At 55.7% G+C, this 24,581-nt stretch carries 24 protein-coding genes; 10 read left to right on the top strand and 14 right to left on the bottom strand.

What is annotated here, in order from left to right; genetic code table 11:
* Nucleotides 1-25: 25 nt before the first annotated feature.
* From gspF to gspG, 12 genes are read right to left on the bottom strand one after another with little or no spacing between them, the layout of a single operon-like run.
* Complete coding sequence (gene gspF / locus B9Z46_RS09985) at nucleotides 26-1,252, bottom strand: type II secretion system inner membrane protein GspF (protein ID WP_108256137.1); 1,227 nt, start codon at nucleotides 1,250-1,252, stop codon at nucleotides 26-28.
* 23 nt (nucleotides 1,253-1,275) lie between these two features.
* Entirely contained in the window at nucleotides 1,276-2,142 is an 867-nt protein-coding gene (locus B9Z46_RS09980) for a MipA/OmpV family protein (RefSeq protein ID WP_146179247.1), read from the bottom strand.
* Entirely contained in the window at nucleotides 2,126-3,544 is a 1,419-nt protein-coding gene (locus B9Z46_RS09975; protein ID WP_055359734.1) for a GspE/PulE family protein, read from the bottom strand. The genes B9Z46_RS09980 and B9Z46_RS09975 overlap by 17 nt, the downstream gene beginning before the upstream one ends.
* An 8-nt stretch (nucleotides 3,545-3,552) precedes the next feature.
* A complete protein-coding gene (gene gspD / locus B9Z46_RS09970) occupies nucleotides 3,553-5,673 on the bottom strand; it encodes a type II secretion system secretin GspD (RefSeq protein ID WP_108256459.1) in 2,121 nt (706 codons plus the stop codon).
* A gap of 35 nt (nucleotides 5,674-5,708) precedes the next feature.
* Entirely contained in the window at nucleotides 5,709-6,551 is an 843-nt protein-coding gene (gene gspN / locus B9Z46_RS09965) for a type II secretion system protein N (RefSeq protein WP_108256133.1), read from the bottom strand.
* Complete coding sequence (gene gspM / locus B9Z46_RS09960) at nucleotides 6,548-7,048, bottom strand: type II secretion system protein GspM (RefSeq protein ID WP_108256131.1); 501 nt, start codon at nucleotides 7,046-7,048, stop codon at nucleotides 6,548-6,550. Before gspM ends, gspN begins: the two co-directional genes overlap by 4 nt.
* The gene (gspL, locus tag B9Z46_RS09955) at nucleotides 7,045-8,307 is read right to left on the bottom strand and encodes a type II secretion system protein GspL (RefSeq protein ID WP_108256129.1); all 1,263 of its coding nucleotides are present in this window, start codon (nucleotides 8,305-8,307) and stop codon (nucleotides 7,045-7,047) included. The genes gspM and gspL overlap by 4 nt, the downstream gene beginning before the upstream one ends.
* Complete coding sequence (gene gspK / locus B9Z46_RS09950; protein ID WP_108256127.1) at nucleotides 8,304-9,386, bottom strand: type II secretion system minor pseudopilin GspK; 1,083 nt, start codon at nucleotides 9,384-9,386, stop codon at nucleotides 8,304-8,306. The genes gspL and gspK overlap by 4 nt, the downstream gene beginning before the upstream one ends.
* Nucleotides 9,383-10,066, bottom strand: coding sequence for a type II secretion system protein J (locus B9Z46_RS09945; RefSeq protein WP_108256125.1), 684 nt, complete (start codon nucleotides 10,064-10,066; stop codon nucleotides 9,383-9,385). The genes gspK and B9Z46_RS09945 overlap by 4 nt, the downstream gene beginning before the upstream one ends.
* A complete protein-coding gene (gspI, locus tag B9Z46_RS09940; RefSeq protein WP_108256123.1) occupies nucleotides 10,066-10,476 on the bottom strand; it encodes a type II secretion system minor pseudopilin GspI in 411 nt (136 codons plus the stop codon). The genes B9Z46_RS09945 and gspI overlap by 1 nt, the downstream gene beginning before the upstream one ends.
* Nucleotides 10,473-11,015: a prepilin-type N-terminal cleavage/methylation domain-containing protein gene (locus B9Z46_RS09935; RefSeq protein ID WP_108256121.1), complete on the bottom strand. Its 543-nt coding sequence runs from the start codon at nucleotides 11,013-11,015 to the stop codon at nucleotides 10,473-10,475. Before B9Z46_RS09935 ends, gspI begins: the two co-directional genes overlap by 4 nt.
* Complete coding sequence (gene gspG, locus B9Z46_RS09930; RefSeq protein ID WP_055359742.1) at nucleotides 10,990-11,436, bottom strand: type II secretion system major pseudopilin GspG; 447 nt, start codon at nucleotides 11,434-11,436, stop codon at nucleotides 10,990-10,992. Before gspG ends, B9Z46_RS09935 begins: the two co-directional genes overlap by 26 nt.
* Nucleotides 11,437-11,486: 50 nt before the next feature.
* Between gspG and B9Z46_RS09925 the strand changes: the two genes are divergently transcribed.
* Nucleotides 11,487-11,963: a hypothetical protein gene (locus tag B9Z46_RS09925; protein WP_108256119.1), complete on the top strand. Its 477-nt coding sequence runs from the start codon at nucleotides 11,487-11,489 to the stop codon at nucleotides 11,961-11,963.
* A 33-nt stretch (nucleotides 11,964-11,996) separates the two neighbouring features.
* On the opposite strand, the gene ilvA is transcribed toward B9Z46_RS09925, so the two are convergent.
* The gene (ilvA, locus tag B9Z46_RS09920; RefSeq protein ID WP_108256117.1) at nucleotides 11,997-13,544 is read right to left on the bottom strand and encodes a threonine ammonia-lyase, biosynthetic; all 1,548 of its coding nucleotides are present in this window, start codon (nucleotides 13,542-13,544) and stop codon (nucleotides 11,997-11,999) included.
* Nucleotides 13,545-13,778: 234 nt separating this feature from the next.
* Here ilvA and B9Z46_RS09915 point away from each other — a divergent pair, with 234 nt between their 5' ends.
* Nucleotides 13,779-14,228, top strand: a complete 450-nt coding sequence (locus tag B9Z46_RS09915; RefSeq protein WP_108256457.1) for an OsmC family protein — start codon at nucleotides 13,779-13,781, stop codon at nucleotides 14,226-14,228.
* Here B9Z46_RS09915 and coq7 read toward each other — a convergent pair whose 3' ends face one another.
* A complete protein-coding gene (gene coq7 / locus B9Z46_RS09910; protein ID WP_055359745.1) occupies nucleotides 14,229-14,897 on the bottom strand; it encodes a 2-polyprenyl-3-methyl-6-methoxy-1,4-benzoquinone monooxygenase in 669 nt (222 codons plus the stop codon). It lies immediately after the preceding gene.
* 196 nt (nucleotides 14,898-15,093) lie between these two features.
* On the opposite strand from coq7, the gene B9Z46_RS09905 reads away from it, so the two are divergent.
* The 8 genes from B9Z46_RS09905 (at nucleotide 15,094) to B9Z46_RS09870 (ending at nucleotide 24,580) form a co-directional block, all read left to right on the top strand.
* A complete protein-coding gene (locus tag B9Z46_RS09905) occupies nucleotides 15,094-16,125 on the top strand; it encodes a porin (protein ID WP_108256115.1) in 1,032 nt (343 codons plus the stop codon).
* A gap of 183 nt (nucleotides 16,126-16,308) precedes the next feature.
* Entirely contained in the window at nucleotides 16,309-17,250 is a 942-nt protein-coding gene (locus B9Z46_RS09900; RefSeq protein WP_108256113.1) for an ABC transporter permease, read from the top strand.
* Nucleotides 17,247-19,004: a dipeptide/oligopeptide/nickel ABC transporter permease/ATP-binding protein gene (locus B9Z46_RS09895; RefSeq protein WP_108256111.1), complete on the top strand. Its 1,758-nt coding sequence runs from the start codon at nucleotides 17,247-17,249 to the stop codon at nucleotides 19,002-19,004. The genes B9Z46_RS09900 and B9Z46_RS09895 overlap by 4 nt, the downstream gene beginning before the upstream one ends.
* On the top strand, nucleotides 19,001-19,843 hold the full coding sequence (locus B9Z46_RS09890; RefSeq protein WP_055359749.1) for an ATP-binding cassette domain-containing protein: 843 nt from the start codon (nucleotides 19,001-19,003) through the stop codon (nucleotides 19,841-19,843). The genes B9Z46_RS09895 and B9Z46_RS09890 overlap by 4 nt, the downstream gene beginning before the upstream one ends.
* Before the next feature lie 58 nt (nucleotides 19,844-19,901).
* A complete protein-coding gene (locus B9Z46_RS09885) occupies nucleotides 19,902-21,455 on the top strand; it encodes an ABC transporter substrate-binding protein (protein WP_055359750.1) in 1,554 nt (517 codons plus the stop codon).
* Nucleotides 21,456-21,465: 10 nt separating this feature from the next.
* The gene (locus B9Z46_RS09880; RefSeq protein ID WP_108256109.1) at nucleotides 21,466-22,389 is read left to right on the top strand and encodes an alpha/beta hydrolase; all 924 of its coding nucleotides are present in this window, start codon (nucleotides 21,466-21,468) and stop codon (nucleotides 22,387-22,389) included.
* A gap of 31 nt (nucleotides 22,390-22,420) precedes the next feature.
* Nucleotides 22,421-23,020: a TetR family transcriptional regulator gene (locus tag B9Z46_RS09875; protein ID WP_055359752.1), complete on the top strand. Its 600-nt coding sequence runs from the start codon at nucleotides 22,421-22,423 to the stop codon at nucleotides 23,018-23,020.
* Nucleotides 23,021-23,074: 54 nt separating this feature from the next.
* Nucleotides 23,075-24,580: a lyase family protein gene (locus tag B9Z46_RS09870; RefSeq protein ID WP_108256107.1), complete on the top strand. Its 1,506-nt coding sequence runs from the start codon at nucleotides 23,075-23,077 to the stop codon at nucleotides 24,578-24,580.
* Nucleotide 24,581: the final 1 nt, after the last annotated feature.

The following is a 24,581-nucleotide window of genomic DNA, read 5'->3' as shown; positions in this document are numbered from 1 at the left end:
AGGGCGCTCCTTGGGAGATGCAAGTTCAACGGACCCATTGGTTGAGTTCCATGATGGGCATGAGCACGGCCAACACAATGAGCATGACCACGGCACCCATGGCCACAATCAGCAAGGGCTCCAAGATGGTGGCCAATGCAAGGGCGCGGCGTTGGACATCAGCAGAGAGTTGCTGCGCCGCGCGCTGCAACATGACTGGCAGTTGACCCGTTTGCTCGCCCAAGCGCGCAAACATCGCCAGCAAGCTGGGGAAACGTTTCTTCTGGCCCATGGCCATGGCCAGCGGCGCGCCTTCGCGCACCAACACCAGTGCATCCAGCACATCGGCGCGCATGGCTTGGTTGGACAAGGTGTCTGCGGCAGACTGCATGGCTTTCAAAATGGGCACGCCTGCTGACGTGAGCATGGCCAAGGTGCTGGCAAAACGTGCCGTGTTGTAGCCGGTGGCCAAGCGGCCCACAATGGGCAATTGCAAAAATGCAGCGTCAAATTGAATGCGCCAACGCGGACGCTTCAAGGCTTGGTGAATGCCCAGCCATGACAGGCCCAGCAACAGCAGCAAGGTCCAACCATGATGACGAACAAAGTCGCTGAGGGCCAGCATGGCCACCGTCAGGCCTGGCAATTTGCGTTGGCTGCCATTGAAAACTTGGGCCACCTGCGGCACGACGGTGCTCAGCAAAAAAATCACGATGAGCAAGGCAATGGCGCTCACGATGGCGGGGTACAGCGAAGCACTGAGCAACTTGGCCTTGAGGGTTTGCTGGTCTTGCAAGTCATCGGCCAGTTGGGTCAGCACTTGACCTAAATTGCCGCCTTGCTCACCCGCGCTGATGACCGCGGTGTAAAGTGCAGAAAATTCTTGCGGGTGTTGCGACATGGCTTTGGCCAGACCCAAACCGGCATTCACTTCGGCGCGCAGTTGCGCCACCAAATGCGCTTGTCTTTCGGATTCGGCTTCGTCACTTAAGGCGGCAAGCGCACGCTCTAAAGGCAGACCACTGCTGATCAAGCTGGCCAACTGCCGTGTCCACACGGCCAAGGCATTGGGCGAGAAGCACTGACGAGAACCAATGTTGTATTGCCAAATACTTTGTGCATTTGCTTGTGAAGCGCCCAAAGCTTGGACCGACAAAGGCACCAAAGCTTGTGTGCGCAATTGACTGCGCGCAGCTTTGGCACTGTCGGCTTCGATCACACCCTTGCGCAAGGCGCCATCGTTTTGCAGAGCTTCGTAGGAATAGGCGGGCATGGTGTCGTGTGCGATGGGCGCGTTTATCGGTCAAAGTACAGCAAGCCAATTTGACCATTGACCAAACTGTCGGGGCCCGACAACTTGGCCACCTGGCCAACGGCTTTGTTGATGCCCAAAGTGCTGTACCAAGCCCAACGTTTGGACAGGCTGTGTTTGTAACTGAGGCCAGAACCTACGGAGCCGATGCCCGTGGTGAGTTCACCCGCACCGATTCGGTTCATGTGCGCTGCGGTTCGCCAGTGTTCGGCAGGTGCCCATGTGATGCCAGAGTTCAGGCTGAGTTCGCTGTGCTGTGATAGCGGCCAAGCATATGAAACACCCAAAGCCAAGGTGCTGCTGTCACCGCGGTTGAGCACATCTTGGGTCCACTCAACGCCCGCTGACCAGCGATCAGTGATGCGCATGTTGGCCAACACGCGACTGCGAAGTGTTTTGCGGCCAGGCTCGAAGATGTCAAAGGCTTCACCGGTGTTCAGGTTGTGGATGCGCATCGACAGGCCCAAGCTGATGTCGCTGTTTTCGATCCACTGGTAGCTGAGGGTGGGTTCTTTGCGAAAGCTGTTGAAACGCAACCATTCTTGGCCGTCGCCAATGCCCACTCGCCATCGACCATAACGCAAGCCGAGAACGGGTCTGAGCTTGGCACTGCGCGTGTCTTGGTTGAGGTCATCGGCACGCATGCGAATGCCCAAGGTGTAGTGAAGCTTGCTCTGAGGTACTTCAGCCACGGTCGTCGCATCGGCAGTTTGCGCCGCGCTGAAAGATGGCGCGAAGCCCATGCATGCCAGAACGATGGCCACCCCAAATACTGACAAGCCAGACGACCGACTTGATGTGAGCAGGGGTGAAAGCCATGCGCGCATTTGAAACTTAATCGCGCGTGACACGCAGCAACTCTTCGGGCTTGGTGATGCCCAATTGAACCAAGCGTTCGCCGTCTTCGCGCATCAGCACCATGCCGCCTGCCACGGCCGCATCGCGGAGGCTGGCTTCGGATTGCTTGGCGTGAATTTGCGCACGCAGTGCATCGTCGGTCACCAGCAATTCAAAAATACCGGTGCGGCCGGCATAGCCGGTTTGACCGCAGTGCGTGCAGCCTGAGCCTTGGCAGTGGGTGCACACCTTGCGCACCAAACGCTGTGCCAACACGCCCAGCAAAGACGAGCTGAGCAAGAAGGGTTCAATGCCCATGTCGGTGAGGCGGGTGACGGCACTGGCTGCATCGTTGGTGTGCAAGGTGGCCAATACCAAATGGCCTGTCATGGAGGCTTGAATGGCGATTTGCGCAGTTTCAAAATCGCGAATCTCACCAATCATGATGACGTCGGGGTCTTGGCGAAGAATGGCGCGCAAGGCCTTGGCAAAGGTCAAATCAATTTTGGCATTCACTTGCGTTTGACCGACGCCAGCCAACTCGTACTCAATGGGGTCTTCCACCGTCATGATGTTGCTGCCTGCCGCATCGAGGCTTTGCAGGGCTGCGTAAAGCGTGGTGGTTTTGCCTGAGCCGGTGGGGCCCGTGACCAAAATCAAGCCATGCGGCTGTGTCACCAACTGCTGGAAACGTTCTAAGGTGCGGCCTTGCATGCCCACAGAAGCCAAACTCAGACGTGTTTCCGATTTGTCGAGCAAACGCAGCACGGCGCGTTCGCCATGCGCGCTGGGGAGCGTAGAGACTCGGACATCGACTGCGCGTGAGCCCAAGCGCAAACTGATGCGGCCATCTTGCGGCAAACGTTTTTCTGCAATGTCGAGTTCGGCCATGATTTTCAAACGAGAAATCAGGGCGGCGTGCAAGGCGCGATTGGGTTGCACCACTTCACGCAAGTTGCCATCGACCCGAAAGCGAACACTGGAGTGACGCTCGTAAGGCTCGATGTGAATGTCGCTGGCGCCGTCGCGTGCAGCTTGCGTTAAGAGTGCGTTCAGCATGCGAATGATGGGCGCGTCGTCGCTGGTCTCTAGCAAGTCTTCAACAGCGGGCAGCTCTTGCATCATGCGCGACAAGTCGGCTTCCGATTCCACTTCGCTCACCACAGCCGCAGCGCTAGATTCACCTGGGCCATATTGCGTGGTGTAAGCCTGGCTGATGCGTTGCTTCAATGCCGAGGTGTCTTCACGCGCGATTTCTAAACTTGCGTTGTCGTTGCCCCATTTGCGCATCACCTCAGAGATGGCGTTGGCCGCACTGTCTGGGCAAAGCCACAAACTGAGGCGCGTCCCGTCATCCTCCAACAGCAGTTGGTGGCTGCGCGCAAATGCGTAGGGCAGAGGGTATTTGTTCGCCATCTGGATGCTTAGGGTTTGCGCGTTGCTTCGGGCAAGACCGGTGCGCCCATGGCGGGAAGGCCGGTGCTGGTGCCTGGCTGAGCCTCGATTTGCGTGCCTCTCATTTGCTCATAGCGGTTCAAGGACAAGCCTTCTGTGGCTGCACCATCACGCACCACCACGGGTCTTAAGAACACCATCAGGTTGGTCTTTTTGCGGCTGCGTGATTCGGCGCGGAACAGGTTGCCAAACAAAGGCACATCACCCAAGCCGGGCACGCGTTCTTGGCTGTTGCCATAGTCGTCTTGCAACAAACCACCCAGAACCACAATGGCACCATCTTCAACCAACACGCTGGATTCAATGGAGCGCTTGTTGGTGATCAAGCCAGTGGCTGAGTTGATCGAGGCAGGGTCGAGGCGGCTGACCTCTTGGTAGATTTGCAATTTGACGGTGCCGTTTTCGCTGATTTGCGGTTTAACGCGCAAGGTCAAACCCACATCTTTGCGTTCAATGGTTTGGAATGGATTGACCGCGCCAGAATTGGTGTTGTTGTTGGTGTACTGGCCCGTGACAAAGGGCACGTTCTGACCAATCACAATTTTGGCTTCTTCGTTGTCCAAGGTAAGCAGATTTGGCGTTGAAAGCACATTGCCATCACCCGTGGTTTGCAAGAAGCGCGCTAAGAACCCCAGCACATAGGTGCCATTGTTGTTGTGCGCTACGCCAATGTTCAAGCCAGAGGACGGAGCCACATTGCCACTGGCACCTTGCGCTGCCAAGGAGATGATGTTGGCGCCGCCTACTTTGAAGTTGGTGCCCAACAAACCAATGTTGTTGTCGCCCTTGCCGCCCACAGGGCCTTGCCATTGCACGCCAAATTCGGCGGCTTTCTCAGCACTCACTTCGGCGATCAGGCTTTCCACAAACACTTGGGCGCGACGTGCGTCCAGCTTGTCGATGACAGCGCGCAGTTGGCGGTATTGCGGTTCGGGCGCTGTGATGATGAGCGCATTGGTGGACGGGTCGGCTTGAATTTGGCCACCTGTCGCGGGTTGCGAGCCGTTGTTGAAACTGGCATTGGCACCGCCTGCATTGTTGGCATTGTTAGCGGTGGGGGTTGCCGGCATCGCGGCTGCGCCTGCGTTGGCATTGCCTGAGCCGCCTTGTGCAGACATGGCGGCGCGCAAGGTGGCGGCCAGCTTGGTGGCGTCTGCGTTCTTCAAATACACCACGTGGATGTTGCCGCTGGCTGCGTTGGGGCCGGAATCAGAAGGCCGGTCGAGTTGAGCAATGAGTGACCGCGCCAAGGCCATGCGCGCGGTGTTGGCGGCACGCACGATGAGGGAGTTGCTGCGCGCTTCTGCCATCACGGTGGTTTTGAAGGACGCGTCTGTTTGACCCGCAGCAGGTGCACCGCCACTGGCAGCACCAGTGTCTAACAATCGTTGCAGCATGGGCACCACATCACTGGCCAGTGCATGCTTCAATTGAACCACTTCGACGCCGGTGGCGTTGGCCACATCAAGGGCTGTGATGATGCGGCCCAAGCGCTGCAAATTGTCGGCGTAATCGGTGATCACCAACGCATTGGTGCCAGGGTTCACGTTGACGGTGTTGTTGGGGCTGATGAGGGGCCGTAAGATGGGCACCAGGTTGTTGGCGCTCTCATGGTTCAGCTGAAAAATTTGCGTGATGATTTGGCCGTTGGAGGCGGGCACTGCACCGGCCGAGACGCCACCGCTTTGGAGTTTGGCATCGGCTTCGGGTACGACCAAATACAAGCCTGCTGATTCCACCAATGCAAAACTTTGCGTGCGAAGCTGGGCTGCAAACAAACGCAGTGCTTGGGCGGGTGCCACAGGCACGGTGCTGGTCAAGGTGATGGTGCCTTTGACGCGAGGGTCCACCACCACGTTGTGGCCCGACAAGGTGGCCAAGGTTTTGGCCACAGCTTCAATCTCGGCATTGTTGAAATTCAACGTGACGGGTTCTTGCGTGGCTTTGGCGGGGGTGTTGTTATTGGCGTTGACACTGGTTTTTTTGTTGGCCTTGGGTGCCTGCGCGCTCACGCTGCCCGCAGTGAATGCCAAGGGCAAGCAGACGCTGAGGCTGACCAACAGTGTTGTGAGCGGTTTGCTTTGCAGCATGTAGTTGGAGGTGTGTGTGCGTGAGGCCATGATGTTCAACCCAATGAGAGCAAGCTGCGCGCGCCTTGGCGCCGTCCAATGATGTTCAGTAAATTTGACAAAGCGGCTGCGTGCTCAGGCACTGCAGACGCTTCGCCGCGAAATTGAAGTCGGTTGTTTTGCCATTGACCTTGGCCGCTGAGCAGCAAACTGCCAGAGAGTGTGGTCAAAGCCAATGCGGGGGATGTTGCGGAGTCCGAGTCGTTGCCGAGCTTGCCAAGGCTCACTTGGTAGGTGCCCATGGGCCGCAAGGTGCTTAATTTAGAGGACATGTTTTCGGCGGTGAGCACCATGCGACCTTGCATGTCGATGCGGCCGGGCCAAGCTTGAAGTAGGAGTTGTTCGGTGACCAAATTCAAATTGCCTTCGGGTTGCAGGGTGTTCCAAGGGGCGCCCAAACCACTTAACAAATGCGCAGGCCATTGCGAGCGGTGATCGTTCATTTGCAATTGCCATGACGCATTGCCAAGTTGCGCATTGATTTGAACCAGTGCAGGCTGTGTCATGCAGCAAGGTGCCAGCAATTGCAAATTCAAACTGGGCAAGCGCAGACCTTGAGGCCTGAGGTGCAACTGCCATTCAATGCGACCCGGCAGCGCCATGGCATCTCGGCTGCCTTCGCCGCCGGTCAACACCAATTTGCCAGATCCTTGCCAAACAGAACCCTGCGCTTCTTGCAATTGCACTTGCCCCTGTGTGGCCTGCGACAAACTTGTGGCCAGCCATTGCGCGGGCCAATGCATCAGCAAGGCGACCAACGCGCCAATGAAGATGCCAGACCATGCCCAAGCCCAGCCGGAGGGCCTGTGGGCGAGGGATGGGGTGCGGGCGCGGTTCATGAGCCTGTGGTGGGTAAATTCAAAATGAGGGCACCCCGCCAAAGTTCTTTGGCGTTGGCACCCGTGCCTGTGAACTTTTGCAAATGCGCTTCGATGGGCAAGGCATGCGACTGTGTTCGTGCTGTGGCCAAGAATTGCGCCAAGTTGTCGGCCGACACACCGGTCAAGGTTAGGCTTGCGCGTGCGCCTTGAATGGTCAGTTGTGCGCCAGTCCCTAAGAGTTCACGGCTGCTTTGTTGCAGCAAAGTGGTGGCATCTGAGGCGCTTAAGCGCGGTGACTTTTGCAAGGCTTGTGCTTGCGTCTGCAGTGTTTTGAGCGTTTGTGTTTGCGCATCCAGCTTGGCCAATTGCGGGGGCACGTCGCGCAAAGTTTTCAAGGCTGGCGCCACATTGAAGGTCCACAGCAACACAGCACCCAAAACAAGGGCGGCCCATTGCAGACGTTGCTTGTCTTGGGCAGGCATGTTTTTGAAAGCGCTTGATACGTCTAAACTCATGGCGCCTCCTTAAGGGGGGTGATACGCCATTGCGCACCATTGGCTTGCGCATCCAACTTTTGCGCACGCAGGGCTTGCGCAAAAGCAGGTGCTTGCGCCCCACTCAACTGCAGGCCTTGAAGTTTGGTTTCGACTTGGCCTTGCGCTGTGTAATCAATGCCCGTGATGCTTTGTCCTGCAGGCAATGCAGCGCCTGTGGCTTGCAGCGCATGCTCTAAATCGCGCGATGTCAACGTACCCGAAGCGCTTTGCAGCAGGCTCAATTCTTTGGCCATTTGCAAAGGCGCATCCACCACCACCACATTCGGAAAGCTTTGCTTGAGGATGTTTTTTTGCAATTCTTTTTGTGAGGCCACTTGCGCATTGAGTTGCCACGCCGCCATGTTCAAGCCCACCAACTGCGAGGCCACCAAAAGTCCGGCGCACCAACGCACAGGTCGCCATTCAGGATGGCGCAAGAGGTTTTGCCAAATGCGTTGCGCTGCTTGCCGCCATCTGGCGCTGCCGTTGGCGGCAAATTCAAACTGCGCCAAATCCCATTGGGTGTCTGCAGCTTGTCGATAACGCGAGATTGCAGGGGTGACTTGAATGCGCCATGACTGAAGTCGCTCCGACACAGCACTGTGTGTTTGTGCTTGCAAGGTGCTCAAGGCTTTGAGGGCCAAGTCGGCCACGGCGGGGTCGGCCAATACGGCCACGTTCAACGCCAGCTTGTCGATGCCAGTGCTGGCCATTTTGTTGAGTTGATCAGCCCAGTGTTGCAGACCCGCTTGCAATGGCAAGTGCCATGTGCCTTGCGCGTCATGAACCCAGAGTTGTGCATCGGCAGGGGTGCCGCCTATCCAAGCACTGATGTCAGCAGCATCGCCCATTGAAGGTGTCCACTCGGGCACGATGCGATGCACGGTGTGTCCACCTGCTTGCAATTGCGCCAAGTGTCCTTGAAGCCAAGCCTTGTTGCACACGGCCACCCATGCGCTTTGGCCAGCTTGCCAATTGGGTTGCAGTGCCATGTGCACGGCGTCGGCTTCATCTAACAAAGGCTCTTCGAGCAAACTTTGCAGTGCCGTTTGCAAACGCTGTGATTGGCGTTGCAGACCCGCAGGCAATTCGATCCGCTGCCATGACAGGGCGGTAGCGGGCACGATGGCCCAAATTTCTTTGTCGCGCGCGCCAGCCTCATGTGTCGACAAGACATGTTGAGGAGGGGTGCTGCCGTTGGCAGCCTGCGTTGGCAGCGTAAAAAGGAGAGTGCTCATGGCTGGCTTGATTGTAGAAGCGACTCACGCTTGGGGGGAGGGAGAATTCCCGCAATTTTTTGGCGCCAGACAAAGCTGACGTTGCCTGCATCTCGCAAAATCAGGGCGGTTTCTTCTTGGGTGCGCTCTTCCATGCGCAATCGCCCCCAAACTTGGAAGAAACGCGAGCCCACGGTGTGCCACCTTGCCTCTAAGGGCTTACCCCCTAGCGCTTTGCTGGCGTCCGGCAAATTGCTGAAGTGCGTGCGGGCACGTTGCTGCACAAATTGCTGGGCGGCGGCCAAGTCCAAACCGGGCACGCTGGCGTAAATGACCTCGGCACTGGCGGTGTTCAGGTTGACAGGCGTTACTTCGGGCAGGATGGTGATGTGGGGGGCCAAGCGCGTTATGGTGTCGCGGCTCAGACCTAGCCACTGTAGCTGCGGCACTTGTTGCGGAAGCAATGCCGCGCCTGTCGTGCTGCTACCAGAGGACGCGCTTGTGGCGCCCAGCGGTGTGCGTGAAACTTGCGCTGCGGCCAACCACTCACGTGACAACAGGGTCAATTCTGAGGCGGGCAAGCCCAACACACTGAACAAACGGCTTAAGGCCGCTTGCATGCTGGGGTTCAATTGGCCCATGCGCTGGCCATCTGCCGCCTCATACCAATTGCTCAGGTTGAGTCGGCTTTGTGCGTCGGTGACCTGTCCTGACAAAAAGACCTCAGGATCGCCTTCGCGCAGTTGCTGGTCTTGTGCCAAAAAGGTCGACAACTTGGCTTCTTGCAAGGGCAAAGCCCAAGGTTCGGCCAAATGATCGGCGCCACTGCCCGCGCTGGTGGGCGGTGAGCCGCCAGTCGCATTGCCTGCATTGCTGGCGCCACTGGCCAAGGCATCTTCACGCAAGATCAAACGCGACCAGTCCAAGGCGCCATTGAGCAACCAGCCCGATTGCACGCGATGGCGTTCTGCACCTTCCACCTCGATATGGCGCCATTGCTGCCACAGCGCCACGCTGGCCAAGGTGGCCACCAAGGTGACCACCAACATGGCACTGATCAAGGCCGCACCGCGTTGTTGGTAGGCTGTTGAGCGCTTCATTGCTTGGCCACCGTGAACGTAGGTCGCACCCAATCCAGGGAGATCTTGCCGCTGACGGGCGCGTTGTCTGACAGTTCAATCACCAAGCGAATGCCTTCTGGCAAGGTGCTCAGGGCGCTTAAGGTGTTGGTGATGGATGTGCTGTTGTTGCCTGCACTCGACAGTGCATTGCTCCATGCGCCATCGCGGTGGTAATAAATTTGCCAACTGCGAAGTGCTTGGATCAAGACTTCGTGCGTGTCAGAAGGCGAAGGGTTGCCTGCTGTTTCACCCCAAACTTGCGCTTGCGTCCACGCTTGCTGCCAAGCCTCGCGGCGCGTGAGGGGCGCAGACTGCCAACGCGTCCATTGGCCATTGCCCAAAGACCAAGCCACCACTTGCAGACCTGCTTGTGGATCTTGTGAATGTTGGCGTGTGATGCGCAGCACGCGGCCGTCCCAATCCAGTGCGGGCACGTTGGGCAAGCTGGCCATGTTGTCGAGGTCGGTGCGCCATTGCGACAAGCCCACTTGCAGTATTTGGTGGGCATCGCTGCGTGTTTGCAAACTGCTTTGGGCTTTGGCCATGCCATCTAAACCGCGCCAACTGATGAGCGCCATCAAGGCCAAAATGGCACTGGCCACCAACACTTCGATCAAGGTGAAGCCAGCGGATTTTTGGAAGGCGGTGCTGCGTTTCATCAGTAGCGCCCCATCACCGTGGAGAGTTGCAAAAGGGGCGTGGCTTCAGACCCCTGAACTTGCACCACGCGCGCATCCACGCGCCTGAAATTGGGGTTGGGCGTGACTTGCACCGACAAGTTCACTTGCAAATTCAGCTGGGCTTGAGGGCACGCCACTTGGCTTTCGCCAATCGGCGGCACTTGGCGCGACAAGCGCAATCGGGTGAATTCGTTTTCTGCGCAAATTTGGGCCAACCATTGCGTGGATTGACGCGAGGCGTTGCGGGTGAGGGCGTCGGTGGACCGCAGTCCTGCCATCAAAGCAATGGCCACAATGCCCAAGGCCACCAAGACTTCAATCAAGGTAAAGCCGACTTGGGCGCGCGCTCGGTCAGACGCGCAAACTGCGACTTTGCGAACTTGCGTCATGGCGCCACTCGTTTCACTTTGAATGGCTGCAGGCCATCCGTGCTGACCCAAAGTTGCCGGTCATTGGCGCGCAACATCACGCTTTGCGGACCAATGATGGGATCGGGGCCCAACACCACCACAGCGGCGGCGTCCACTTGCGTTTGCGGTGACAACCACTCGCTTGGCAAGGTGTTCGGGGGTAAACCTTCAAACACAAACCCTGTTGCATTTGTATTTGAGTTGGGGGCTGAGGTCAGCGCGGCAGGATGCCATTTGACCGGCATGCCACTGGCTCGCGACCTGGCGCGTGCAGACTCAAACAATGCAGCCAAACGTTCTGCATCACGCTCTAAAACTGTTTCCGCAGAGTCACGCAAGGTGAAACTCACAGCGGCCGTGCCAATGGCAATCAGCGCGATCACCACCAACAACTCGATCAAGGTAAAACCCAAGGCAGCACGTGCGCGTGACTGGGCGCGCACGCTTGCTTGCGAAAGCGCATGGCTTGTCGCAGCGGGGTGCAAGTTGGACTTATTGCCAGCTGCCGATGTCGGCATTCACGCCCTCACCACCCGATTGACCATCTGCGCCCCATGACATCACATCCACTTCGCCTTTGAGGCCAGGGTTGAGGTACTGGTAAGGACGGCCCCAGGGGTCGGCAGGCAACTTGTCCAAATAGCTTTTCCAGTTGGTAGGCACGGGCTCGGCAGTGGGTTTGGTGACCAGCGCTTGCAGGCCTTGCTCGGCGGTTGGAAAGCGTTGGTTGTCGAGCTTGTAAAGTTTGAGGGCCTGCACCAAATTGCCAACGTCGGTGCGGGCTGCGGTGATGCGGGCATCGTCTGCGCGGCCCAGCACATTGGGCACCACCAAGGCGGCCAAGATGCCAATGATGGCCAAGACTACCATCAACTCAATCAAGGTAAAGCCGCGCTGTTTGCGTGCGGCTTGGTTGGAATTTTCGGGGATCGATTTCATGGTGCAAAGTCTCTCTGCAATTTCTGACACTTCTCCATCATAATCGCCTCATGTTGCAAGTCCTTCGCACCCCCTCCAAATCCATGGCGCCCGCACTGTGTGCCTTGGGCTTGGGTGCCTTGGCGGCTTATGGGGCCGTCAGTTGGTTTTTGCAAATTCAAAGCTTGTCGGCACCGGTCTCTTTGGTACCTGTCGCGCAAAACAACACGGCTGCCATGGCGGGTCTCCCTGTCGATTCAGGGCGTGTGGCGCAAGCCTTGGGCGCACCTGCGCCAGTGGATGCACAAAGTGGCTCAGCTGCTGTGGCGTCTCACCAATGGGCTTTGATGGGCGTGGTTGCTGGCGCCTCTGGCAAAGGCAGCGCTTTGTTGGCTGTGGATGGCCAAGCCCCTAAAGCCTATTTGCCGGGACAAGTGGTGGCGCCCGGTTGGGTCTTGCATTCGGTAGGCCATCGCTTGGCCCGCTTGGCGCCCGAAGGCCAAGCCGAAGCCAGCATCACCCTTGAATTGCCCAAGTTGGGACAATAAGCTCCCGCTTGTGGCTTTGAAAGCTTGCCGCGTTTATTGCTGCAAGAACATTCGGTACACCGGGTTATGGGTTTCTTCCACGTACGGATAGCCCAAGGTGCTCAAGAATTTTTCAAACGCTTTGTCGTCTTTGTCGGGCACTTGCAAGCCCACCAAAATGCGGCCGTAATCGGCACCTTGGTTGCGGTAGTGGAACAAACTGATGTTCCAACCAGGCCGCATCAAATTCAAAAACTTCAGCAATGCACCAGGGCGCTCTGGAAACACAAAGCGCATCAGACGCTCGTTTTGTGCCAAGCTGGAGTGACCGCCCACCATGTGGCGAATGTGCTCTTTGGCCAAATCGTCGTGCGTCAAATCGATGTTCTCAAAGCCATGCTTTTTGAAGTTGTTGGAGATCTTGGTGCTCTCGCCAGCGCCTTGCGTGGTGAGGCCCACAAACACGTGCGCTTTGGCGGCATCGCTGATGCGGTAGTTGAACTCGGTGACGTTGCGAGGACCACCTGGCAAGTTGCCAATCAATTCGCAAAAGCGCTTGAAACTGCCGCGTTCTTCCGGAATGGTGACCGCAAAAATGGCTTCACGTTCTTCACCCACTTCGGCGCGTTCGGCCACGAAGCGCAAGCGGTCAAAGTTCATGTTGGCGCCGCACAAAATGGCGGCATACGTCTCGCCTTTGGTTTTGTGTTTGGCCACGTATTGCTTGATGGCCGCTACAGCCAATGCGCCTGCAGGTTCCACAATGGAGCGAGTGTCAACGAATACATCTTTGATGGCCGCGCACACCGAGTCGGTGTCAACGGTCATGAACTCATCCACCAAACCGCGCGTGACACGGAAAGTTTCTTCGCCCACCAATTTCACGGCGGTGCCATCAGAGAACAAACCGACATCGTCCAAGGTGACGCGCTTCTTGGCGCCAACCGATTGAATCATCGCGTCGGAGTCGTTCATTTGCACGCCAATGACTTTGATTTCGGGGCGCACTGCTTTGATGTAATTGGCCACGCCAGAGATCAAGCCACCGCCGCCAATGGCCACAAACACCGCATCCAAACGGCCTTGATGCTGGCGCAAAATTTCCATGGCAATGGTGCCTTGACCGGCAATCACTTCAGGATCGTCAAAGGGGTGCACAAAGGTCATGCCCATTTTTTTCTCAAGCATGGATGCATGCTTGAAGGCATCTGAATAGCTGTCACCCACCAGTACCACTTCGCCGCCCAAGGCGCGCACGGCGTCAATCTTCACTTGGGGCGTGGTGGTGGGCATCACGATCACAGCACGGCAACCCAATTTGCTGGCACCCAAGGCAACGCCTTGTGCGTGGTTGCCCGCAGAGGCGCAAATCACGCCTTTCTTCAACTGCGCAGGTGTGAGGTGCGCCATCTTGTTGTAGGCGCCGCGCAGCTTGAAGCTGTGCACCGGTTGCTGGTCTTCGCGCTTGAGCAAGACCGAGTTGTGCAGACGTTCGCTGAGGTTTTTGGCGATTTCAAGGCCTGACTCTGTGGCCACGTCGTAGACGCGCGCATTCAGAATTTTTTTCAGGTAATCGGCCGGTTTGAGATTTTTCGCAGTCATCCCTGAATGATACGGGCGAAAAAAATGCCCCAAGCCTTGCGACTTGGGGCAAATCCACCTTTTCGGAGGGTGGAGGAGACAAAGGGTTCGGGCTTTTTAGGAGGCAATTCAACTAAAAAAGCACGACTGTTCGAAATTCTACATAAAAATTGCTGCGGTGCAACACTTTTGCAAAAGCTTTACGATCGCAGCCTAGAAAATTTTCAAACATCAGAAGCGAAAGAAGAATCCAACATGGAATGCACAGTCAGCTGGACCGGCGCAAGCGGCACGCGCTCAGGCATGGGTTTTGTGGCCGAAACTGGCAGCGGCCACGTCTTGATGATGGACGGCGCACCCGATGCCGCCAAGCCTGAAAACGGCGGTCAAAACTTGGCCCCTCGCCCCATGGAAACCGTGTTGGCGGGAACCGGTGGTTGCACAGCCTATGACGTGGTCTTGATTTTGAAACGCGGCCGCCACGACGTGCGTGGCTGCTCTGTGAAGTTAACGTCTGAGCGCGCTGACACAGACCCCAAGGTCTTCACCAAGATTCACATGCATTTCACGGTCACTGGCAAAGGCATTCCTGCATCGGCCATTGAGCGCGCCGTGGCCATGAGCCACGACAAATACTGCTCGGCCAGCATCATGTTGGCCAAAACGGCCGAAATCACCACCAGCTTTGATTTGGTTGAAGCTTGATTAAACGTGGTGCGCCACGGTGGTCATCACCTTGGCGGCTGCGCCCATCATGCGTTTGACAGGTTCGGGCAACTCCACAGCACCTGACTTTTGCGCCATGCGTGCATGGGCTACCTCGTCCGTTTTCATTTGGGCCACGATGGCTCTGGAGGCCAGATCATTGGCCGGCAGATGCGTCATGTGGCTGGCCAGATGGGCTTCTACTTGGTTTTCTGTTTCGACCACAAAGCCCAAGCTGAGCTTGTCCCCCCCCAATTTGCCCGCGCCATAGCCAATGGCGAAAGCGCCGGCATACCAAAGCGGGTTGAGCAGAGAAGGGCGGCTGTTGAGTTGTTCTAAGCGCTCAGCAGTCCAAGCCAGGTGATCGGTTTCTTCGCGACAAGCGGCATCCAGCTTGGCGCGCAAAGCTGAATTCTTGGTGGCCAGGGCTTGTCCCGTATAGAGGGCCTGTGCGCACACTTCCCCGACATGATTGACGCGCATCAGGGCCGCTGACAAAGACTTCTCAGCCTCGGTGAGCTCGGGCGTGGACTCTTGCGCAGCGAGCGCGCCGTCTTGTTGCGGAATGAGGCGGGCAGTTGCTTTGGGCGTAGGGCGCGCAGCTCTAGGCGTGGCAAACAGCGTGCGCAGGGCGCTGTCGGCGGCAAGGATCAAAGCATCGGCATTCATGGCCGGAAGTTTAGCCCGCTTGTTGCTCGGAAGCAACAAAAAGCCTCGGTTTGATTCAATATTCTTTGCGAATTGGTCAGACCTCTGGTGGAATACACACAACTTCCCTAACGGAGGTTGGCTCAGGGTTTCGGTGGTTTGCGAATCCGCAGACACTAGAACTGGGGCCCTTGTTAAACCTTGGAGAACTTCTCAAATGAAAAAATCCCTCGTAGCTCTGGCTGTTTTGGCCGCTTCTGGTGCCGCTATGGCCCAATCTTCTGTCACATTGTTCGGTATCGTTGACGCGGCCTACGGTGTTGGCAAAGGCTCGATCAGCAACAAGACACAATTGAAAAACTCTGGCTACAACTCTAGCCGTTTGGGTTTCCGTGGTACTGAAGACCTCGGTGGTGGCTTGAAGGCTAACTTCCACCTGGAAGCTGGCGTGAACAACGACGACGGTACAGGCTCTGCATCTAGCGCTTTGAACCAAGCTCAAACAGCTGCCAACGTTGGCACACAAGGTTTGACATTCAACCGCCGTTCAGTGGTTTCTTTGTCTGGTTCTATGGGCGAATTGATCTTGGGCCGTGACTACACGCCCCAGTTCTGGTCTGAGACTGTGTACGACGCATTCGGCACCAACGGTGTTGGCACCTACATTGGTGCATTCAAAGGCGGCACAACAGGTGTTCGTTCTTCCAACGGTATCGGCTGGAAATCACCTTCCGTGGGTGGCGTTGCATTGTGGGCCCAATCTTGGATGGGCGAAAACGCATCTACAGCAGCTAAAGTCGGTAACGGCAATGGCTTCCGTATCACTTTCGACCAAGGCAAATTCAGCGCAGCTTATGCTGACAGCTCTTTGACAACTGGCGCTGGTACAACCAACAAAACTTCCAACCTCGGTGCTTCTTATGACCTGGGCGTTGCCAAGTTGATGGCGCAATCCAACACAACCAAGTTGACCGGCGCTGCTGACATCAAAGGTCGCAACCTCGGTGCTTTGGTGCCAATGGCTGGCGGTACATTCCGCGTGTCACAAGCTCAAACAGACCAAGCTGGCAAAATTGCCAAGCAAACTTCTGTTGGTTTCGTGAACCCATTGAGCAAGCGCACAGACTTGTACGCCACATACGCTCGCGTGTCTAACTCCGGTGGTTCCGCAGTTGCTTTGAACGGCGCTTCTACAGCTGCTAACGCATCCTCTACAGGTTACGAGTTCGGCGTGAAGCACTCTTTCTAATTTAACGCTGACGCAAGTCAGTTGATTTAGAAAAGTAAAAAATCCACCGTGGCAACGCGGTGGGTTTTTTTTCGTCTTTTTTCTGCAAATCAAGGGTAATTACGGGGTTATGTACCAAACCGTACATTTCTAAAATAGGTGTGTGTACCAAAACGTACACATCCAATATAAAAGGAATGGTGCGTGTTTAAACTGGTTTTACATCGCTTGCTGTTGTCAGTGCCTTTGATCATTCTGGTCACCTTGCTGACCTTTGTGCTGAACAGCTTGGCACCGGGTGACATGGCCATGACCATCTTGGGTGCAGACGGTACACGCGAACAGTATGAAGCCTTGCGCATCGAGTTGGGCTTAGACCGGCCCATCTTGGTTCAGTACCTGACTTGGTTGGGCAACGCCGTTCAGGGGGATTTGGGCTTGTCGCACTTCACCAAAGAAACGGTCACGTCACTTTTGAATCCGCGCTTGGGTGTTTCGGTGTCCATCATGGCGGGCGTGTTGGTGGTGTGCCTCAGTGTCGGGTTGATGCTGGGTGTAGCAAGCGCTTTGAAGGGCGGCTGGGTGGGACGTGCCATCGATGCAATTTCGCTAGTGGGTTTGATTTTCCCTTCATTCTGGTTGGCCTTGGTGCTGATCTCTGTCTTTGCGGTCAGCCTGCGCTGGTTACCTGCGACGGGCTATGTGTTCTTCAGCGAAAGCCCCAAAGATTGGGCGCTGAGTTTGGTGTTGCCTATTTTTTCAGTCGCGATGTATTCCATCACCAGCATCGCCAAACAAACGCGCGACGCCATGAACGATGTGATGGGGCGCGACTTTGTCCGTGCGCTGCGCGCTTGCGGTTTGCCCGAACGCAGCGTCATTTGGAAACATGCGCTGCGCAACGCTGCGCTGCCCGTGGTCACCGTGTTGGGTTTGGTCATGATTGGGGCCATCAGCGGTACGGTGTTTGTTGAGCGCGTGTTTGTGTTGCCTGGCTTGGGCAGCTTGGCGGTCAGTGCCGCATTGAACAAAGACATTTTGCTGCTGCAAGGTGTCACCTTGTATTTCACACTCATGACTGTGGCCATCAATTTGTTGGTAGACCTCAGCTACGGTTGGTTGAATCCGAAAGTGAGGGTGTCATGAGCTATTGGCGCCGTTTCTTAAGCCGTCCCTTGGCGGTAGTTGCATTGGTTTGGCTCTTGTTCTTGCTCATTTTGTCGGTGGGCTCTGGTGTGCTGGTGCCATTGGACCCCTTGGATCAAGATTTATTGGCGTTGAAGCAAATGCCCAGCAGCGAGCATTGGCTGGGCACCGATGCTTTGGGCCGTGATGTCTACAGCCGCATGGTACATGGCATCGCACTCACGATGGCCGGCGTCCTTGAGGCCGTGTTGGTGGCCAGCGTCTTGGGCTTGAGTTTGGGGGTGAGTGCTGGCTACTTCGGTGGTTTATGGGACCGTCTGGTGCAGCAGTATGTGAGCCTTGTGCAGTCATTGCCGACCATGCTCATCATGCTGGCGGTGTTGGCCGTATTTGGCCAGGCCATGCTGCCCGCCATGGTGACCTTGGGGGTGATGGGCTCGGCGGGTGTGTCGCGGGTGCTGCGAAGTGTCACCTTGGCGGTGCGAGAAGAGCTCTACATTGCCGCTGCACGCATTTCTGGATTGAGTGATTGGCACATCATTGCGCGGCACGTGTTGCCACGCATTGCAGGGCCCGTGATTGTGCAGATGTCTTTGTTTGCGGCCATTGCCGTGATTGTGCAAACGGGCATCAGCTTTTTAGGCCTGGGTGTGGCACCACCCGCGCCGACATGGGGCAGCATGATTTTTGAAGCCTCGGCCAGCTTGAATGATTTTCCTTGGTTGTTGGTGCCCTCCGGTGGTGTGGTGGCCTTGACGGTGTTGTCGTTTGGTTTGTTGGGCGACAGTTTGCGTGACACCTCGACCGAGGCTTGGTCGCGTCCTGCTGTGCGTCAAAAAGTCAAAGCACGAGAAGCTGTTGCACCAACTGATGTACCTGCAGACAGTTTGTTGTCGATGCGCAATGTGACCATTGTGGTGGATGGCACGCATGGCCGCGAATTTAAGGCAGACAAACTGCCTGCACGTGTCTTGGTCAAAGGCGTCAGTTTTGATTTAAAACGCGGTGAAACGCTGGGCATTGTGGGCGAATCAGGCAGTGGCAAAACACTCACCAGTTTGTCCTTGATGGGTTTGTTACCGCCTGGCGTGAATGTCAGTGCGGGCACCGCTGTGGTGGCTGGTGAGGTGATTGACCTGTCGAATGAGGCGCGTCTGGCGCAATTGCGCGGTGCCACAGTGGGCATGATTTTCCAAGAGCCGATGGCGGCGCTTGATCCGTGTTTCACCATTGGCCATCAATTGGCGGAAGTGCTGCGCTTGCAAGCCTTGAGCGAATCACAAGTTCAAGCCAAAGTGATTGAGTTACTGGAACAAGTCAAAATTCCAAATCCCGACGAAGTGGCTGCACGCTATCCGCATCAAATTTCGGGTGGCATGGCGCAGCGTGTTGGCATTGCACGCGCTTTGGCCAGTGAACCACAAATTTTGTTGGCCGACGAGCCGACCACGGCACTTGATGTCACGGTGCAAGCTGAAATCTTGGCCCTCATTCGCAGCCTGAGCCAGTCGCGCCAAATGGCGGTGGTGTTGGTGACGCACGACTGGGGTGTGGTGGCCGACATCTGCGATCGTGCCTTGGTCTTGCGCCACGGTGAAGTGCTCGAGTCAGCCTCGGTGGTGGACTTGTTCCATCGCCCGCAACACCCCTACACACAAGCCTTGCTGGCGGCCAATCCCCACAGCGCCAAACCTGGTGATGTGTTGCCCACCGTGGACGAACAATTGATGACCCTGACAGGCGGTGCCGCATGAGCCAGCAAGCCCTATTGCAAGTGAAAGACTTGCGTGTGAATTTCCCCCAAGGCCGTGGCAAAGTGTTTCAGGCGCTCAAAGGCATCAGCTTGGACATTCAGCCCGGCGAAACGGTCGGTTTGGTGGGCGAGTCTGGGTCTGGCAAAACCACCGTCGGCCGTGTCATCTTAGGTCTGACAGAAGCCACCAGCGGCGACGTGTGGTTTGAAGGTGAAAACATCACGCATGCATCGCGTGAGCGCAGACGGGCCTTGGGTCGCGACATTCAGGTGGTGTTTCAAGACCCCTACGGTTCACTCAATCCAGCGCGCACCATAGGTGACACCTTGGCCGAACCTTTGATGAACGACAAAAGTCTAACGGGCAAAGACATTTCTGAACGAGTGGCTGAAGTTTTGCAACAAGTGGGCATGCCCACCGACACGGCTTCGCGTTACCCAGGCATGTTTTCAGGCGGCCAGCGTCAACGCATTGCGATTGCCCGCGCCGTCATTGCCAAGCCGCGACTGATTGTGTGTGACGAGCCTGTGAGTGCCTTGGATTTGTCAGTGCAAGCACAGGTTTTGAATCTGCTGAAGTCTTTGCAACAAAGCATGGGTTTGGCCATGTTGTTCATCTCGCACGATCTGACGGTGGTTCGGCATGTGTCGCATCGCACCGTGGTGCTGTACCGAGGTGACATTGTGGAGCAGGGCGATGCCGGCCAAGTGCATGACCATCCCGAGCACCCCTACACGCGTGCGTTGTTGGCTGCTGCACCGGTGCCCGATCCTTTGATTCAGCGCGAACGCCGTGCGCAGTTTGACTTGGCCCGACAAGCACTGTCGGGATTGATTTAACACGGCCATTCAGTTTCAGTTTTCCCTTTCATTTCTCAATAGACCTCAGGAGACACGTATGAAGAAAATGAACCTCAACCGACGCCATGCTTTGCTTGCCAGTGTGCTTGGCGCCTGCACTTTGAGCGTGGGCCTGATCAGCGCACCCGCCATGGCGCAAAACAATGCCAAGGTATTGAGCATTGGCATGCCCTTCTCGCCCTTGAGCATGGACCCCTCTATCAGCGGCAATGGCCGTGCGGGCGTGCATTTGTCACCCGCTTATGAGCCCCTTATTCGCACACAAGCCGATGGCAAATTTGCACCCGCTTTGGCCACGGCTTGGCAAATTTCACCCGACAGCAAAGAAGTGACTTTCACATTGCGTCAGGATGCCAAGTTCAGCGATGGTGAGTTGGTCACAGCGGAAGCAGTGAAGAAATCCATCGAATACTTCGTGGGCAAAAAAGGCCCGTTCTCTGCCAACTTGTCCACCATGACCGGCATTGAAATTCTGGACAAGTTCAAACTCAAAATCAAACTGTCTGCACCGCAGCCTGCGTTGTTGTCGCTGTTTGATGCTTACTTCAACAGTGGCGACATCATCAGTCCCAACGGTGTGGCCAAGCCAGATCAGTTGGGCGCGGCCACCTTTGGCGCGGGACCTTACAAGCTCGATCCTTCGGCCACCATCACAGGCAAAAGTTACACCTACGTGCCCAACGAGCACTACTACGACAAGAGCCGCGTGAAGTGGGACAAGGTGGTGGTTCAAGTGTTTGAAGACCAAAATGCGGGTATTCAAGCCATGAAGGCCGGTCAGCTGAAGGTCTTGGTCAGCGATCCTTTTACGGGCAACTCTAACGCTGGCAACTTGCCCAAGGATTTGCGCATCGTCTCCGACCCCGTACAGTGGACGGGCCTGATTTTGGCCGACCGCGAAGGTGTCTTTCAGCCTGAGTTGAAAGACGTGCGTGTTCGCCAAGCAATCAACTACGCATTGGACCGCAAACTGTTGGCCACTGCTTTGTTTGGCAAGTTGGCAGAGCCCTCTGCTCAACTGCAAAGCAAAGGCTTCTTGGGTTACGACCCTGAGATTGAAAAACGTTACCCCTACGATCCAGCCAAAGCCAAAGCCTTGTTGGCAGAAGCGGGTTACCCCAATGGCTTTGAGTTGAAGTTGCAATATGTCAACAACACCCTGAGCCGCTTCTTGACCATGGCCGTCGCGGGTCAATTGAAGAAAGTGGGCATTCGCCCTGTTACCGAAGAGTTCCAAAACTTTGGTGCCATGTTGGCGGCAGAGCGCGGCAAGAAAATTGGTGCCTTGATGTTCAACAGCAATTCGGGTGTGCCCAATTTGGCGCGCTTCCAAACCTTGGGCAAAGGTAGCTTGAATTTTTACAAATCTGAAGACGCCACCTTGACCAAATTGATGGACGAAGCTGCTGCACTGCCTTTGGACAAAGCTGAAAGCGCATGGAAAAAAGTTTACGCACACACTGCGGAAATTGCTTGGTTTGCGCCCATCGTTGCCAGCCACACCGTGTACTTCGTGTCTAACAGTGTGAAAGCGCCACGAATTGGTCAATCGGTGGTCATCGATACCATCGACTTTGTGCCTGCCAAATAAGAAGAGAGCCATGAGCGTCAGCATGCTTCACAACGTTTCAACCTTGCCGCTGGACCCTGCCATTGTCGACATCGATCGGCAATGGAAAGCGGCCGGCATTCCCGACCTGTACGAGGGGGGCAATGGTCCCGTTAGCCGAGAGCGTGCGCACAATGTACGCGCATTTCTCTATCCCAAACCCAAGTTGCCCCAAGGCAGTATTGCATCACGGACTATTCCTGGCCCGGGTGGCGACATCGACGTGCGCATCATTCGGCCACTTGAAGGCGCAGTGACGGGCACTTTGGTCTATTTCCATGGCGGTGGTTGGGTGGTCGGTGATTTGGAGTCGCACGAAGCGCACGCCATTCGCTTGGCCAATCGTGCGGGTGTGGTGGTGCTTAATGTGGCCTATCGTTTGGCGCCCGAACATCGCTTTCCTGCTGCGGTCGACGACGCGGAAGCAGCGATGCGATGGGCGGCGGCCAACTTGGCAGCGTTAGGTGGTGCTGACAAGCCCTTGGCCGTGGGCGGCGACAGCGCCGGCGGTAATTTAGCCGCTGTGGCGGCTTTGTACTGCCGTGACCATGGCATTGCCCTGGCGTGCCAGTTGTTGATGTACCCTGCCACCAACTTGACGGGACGTGGCGGGCCAGAGAAATCTTACTTGGGTGAAGACGCTGAACAAAAAGCCCTTGACCCTCGTGTGTCGCCATTGAAAGCCTCAACATTGGCTGGTTTGGCGCCTGCCATTCTGGGCGTAGGTGTGCATGACTTTTTGTACCATGACAACATGGTCTATGCAGCTGCCTTGAAGGCTGCCAATGTGGCGTTATGCTTGCGGGTTTACGGTGATTTAAATCACGGCTTCTTCAGCTACACCGCAGTGTCGACGGCGTCAGCTGCTGCAGCCGATCAGTTGTGCGATGACCTCCGAGCCCACCTCTCCACCTAACACCTTGCTAGATCCCATAACGGACAAGCCCATGGATCCGGTCAAGCGCAATATATTGGAAGTTGCGCTGGCCGAATTCGCCAACTTTGGTTTGGAAGGCAGTCGCATTGAATCTATCGCGGCGGGCACGCACACCAGCAAACGCATGATTTACTACCACTTTGGTAGCAAAGAAAATTTGTATGCGCAAGTGTTGGAGTTTGCCTACCGCATCGTGCGAGAAGATCACGTCGATCCACCGGATGATTTGCCGCCGATTGAAGCTTTGGCCAGGCTGGCAGGGTATGCGTTTGACAATTTCAGCAAATACCCCGACTTCATTCGCCTCAGCCTGCAGGAAAATTTGCAAGGTGCAAGATTTTTAAAATCTTCCCCCACCATTGTTCAAATGAATCGCGCAACCTTTGCCATGGTGCAGGATTTGGTCCGCCGTGGTCAGGCCAATGGCAGCATGCGCAAAGAACTCGACCCCATGAATGTGTACATCAACTTCATTGGCCAGTGTCACTATCACATCTCCTCGCACTTCAACTACCAGGTTTTGTTTGACTACGATTCAAACCTACCCAGCAACAGCCTATCTAGGCGGCAAGCCATCTGTGAAGCCATCGTGTGCTATGTTCGGGCTTGATGCTTGAACCTATTTGACGGCATCGTTGTGTTCGCCGAATTGAGGATCTTTGAAATGACTGGCAGTTATCAAAAATTTTGGACAGGTGTGACCTTGGTGTTTGCTTGCTCTTGGGCTGTCGCGCAAAAGAATGCAGGGAGAGATCAATTTTTTTGGTTAGGTCAAATTAACAAAGCTTCGGCAGTCATCAACGTCGATGAAGGCTTGCTTGAACGTGAGAAAGCACCCAAGATTGCCGCTGGCATCGTCAAGGTCATGGCAGATGGCGACAAGCCTGGTGCGGCGCGTCCCTTTCGTGTGGTTGAATTTGAACCCTTGCTGATTAGCGCTGCAGGACAAGAAGCCAGCTTGTTGCATGCCGGGCGCTCTAGCCAAGACATGTTTGCCACTTATCGGGCGGCGATCATGCGTGACAATCTCTTGGATTTGGCCGATCAGCTCACCAAAACCTCCGAAACGCTTGTTCGCTTGTCTGAAAAACATGCGCAAACCATTGTTCCCAACTACACCAATGGCATTGCGGCCCAACCAAATAGCTTGGGGCATGCTTGGCTGGGACATGCTGCTGGTTTTGAGCGCGATGCGCAACGCATCCGAGAAGCCTATGCGCGTATCGACAGGTCGCCCATGGGGACAACCGTTTTGAATGGCAGCAGTTGGCCCTTGAATCGCACGCGCATGGCGAATTACTTAGGCTTTGAAACGATCGTCGACAACGCCTATGACGCGGCGCAAATTTCGTCGAGCGAGTATCCCGTTGAAGTCAGCGCCATTGTGACCAGCATTGGTTTGCACACGGGGCACTTTATCCAAGACATCATGAGCCAATATGGTCAGGTTCGGCCCTGGATTTTTCTGGTGCCACTGCGATTTGTGAATACGCAGATCTCAAGTGCCATGCCGCAAAAACAAAACCCAATTTTGTTAACTGAAACGCGTCGAGAAATTTCTTCAACCTTGGCTTTGGCCATGGGGCCATTGATGCGGGCGCATAACATCACACCTGGCATGCAAGATCCCAAAGAGGAAAGCAGCAACACCGAAATGGTTCAAAGTGCGGTGCAATTTCTCAAACGTTTTGATCGAATTTTGAATGCCCTTGTGGTTGATCCCGATAGAGCATTGGAGGAGTTGAACAGTGACTGGACTGCGTCACAAGAATTGGCAGATGTGTTGATGCGCAAGTACAAAGTGCCGTTTCGCGTGGGACATCATTTCTCAACCGACATAGTTAAGCATGCCAAGCAACACAACATCAAGCCGCTTGACTTTCCTTATGCCGAAGCCAAACGCATCTACAAAGAAGTCATGAAAGAGTTTGATCCTCAGATGGAATTGCCCATGTCTGAAGTTGAATTTAAGAGCACTCTCAATCCTGTCGCGATTGTTCAAAATCGCGCCACGGTAGGTGGCCCACAGGCTTCTGAAATGAAGCGCATGGTGGCGCTGGCCAAAGACAAGCTCAAAGACCAACAAAAGTGGACGACTGAGAAACGACAAAAAATCAATCAATCACTGGCGCTTCTTGAAAAAGACTTTCAACGATTGTTGCAGCCATGAA

The sequence above is a fragment of the Limnohabitans sp. Hippo4 genome, assembly GCF_003063605.1.
Taxonomy (GTDB): domain Bacteria; phylum Pseudomonadota; class Gammaproteobacteria; order Burkholderiales; family Burkholderiaceae_C; genus Limnohabitans_A.
Note: the sequence above shows the minus strand (reverse complement) of the source record. Positions and strands in the feature narration are given on the sequence as shown.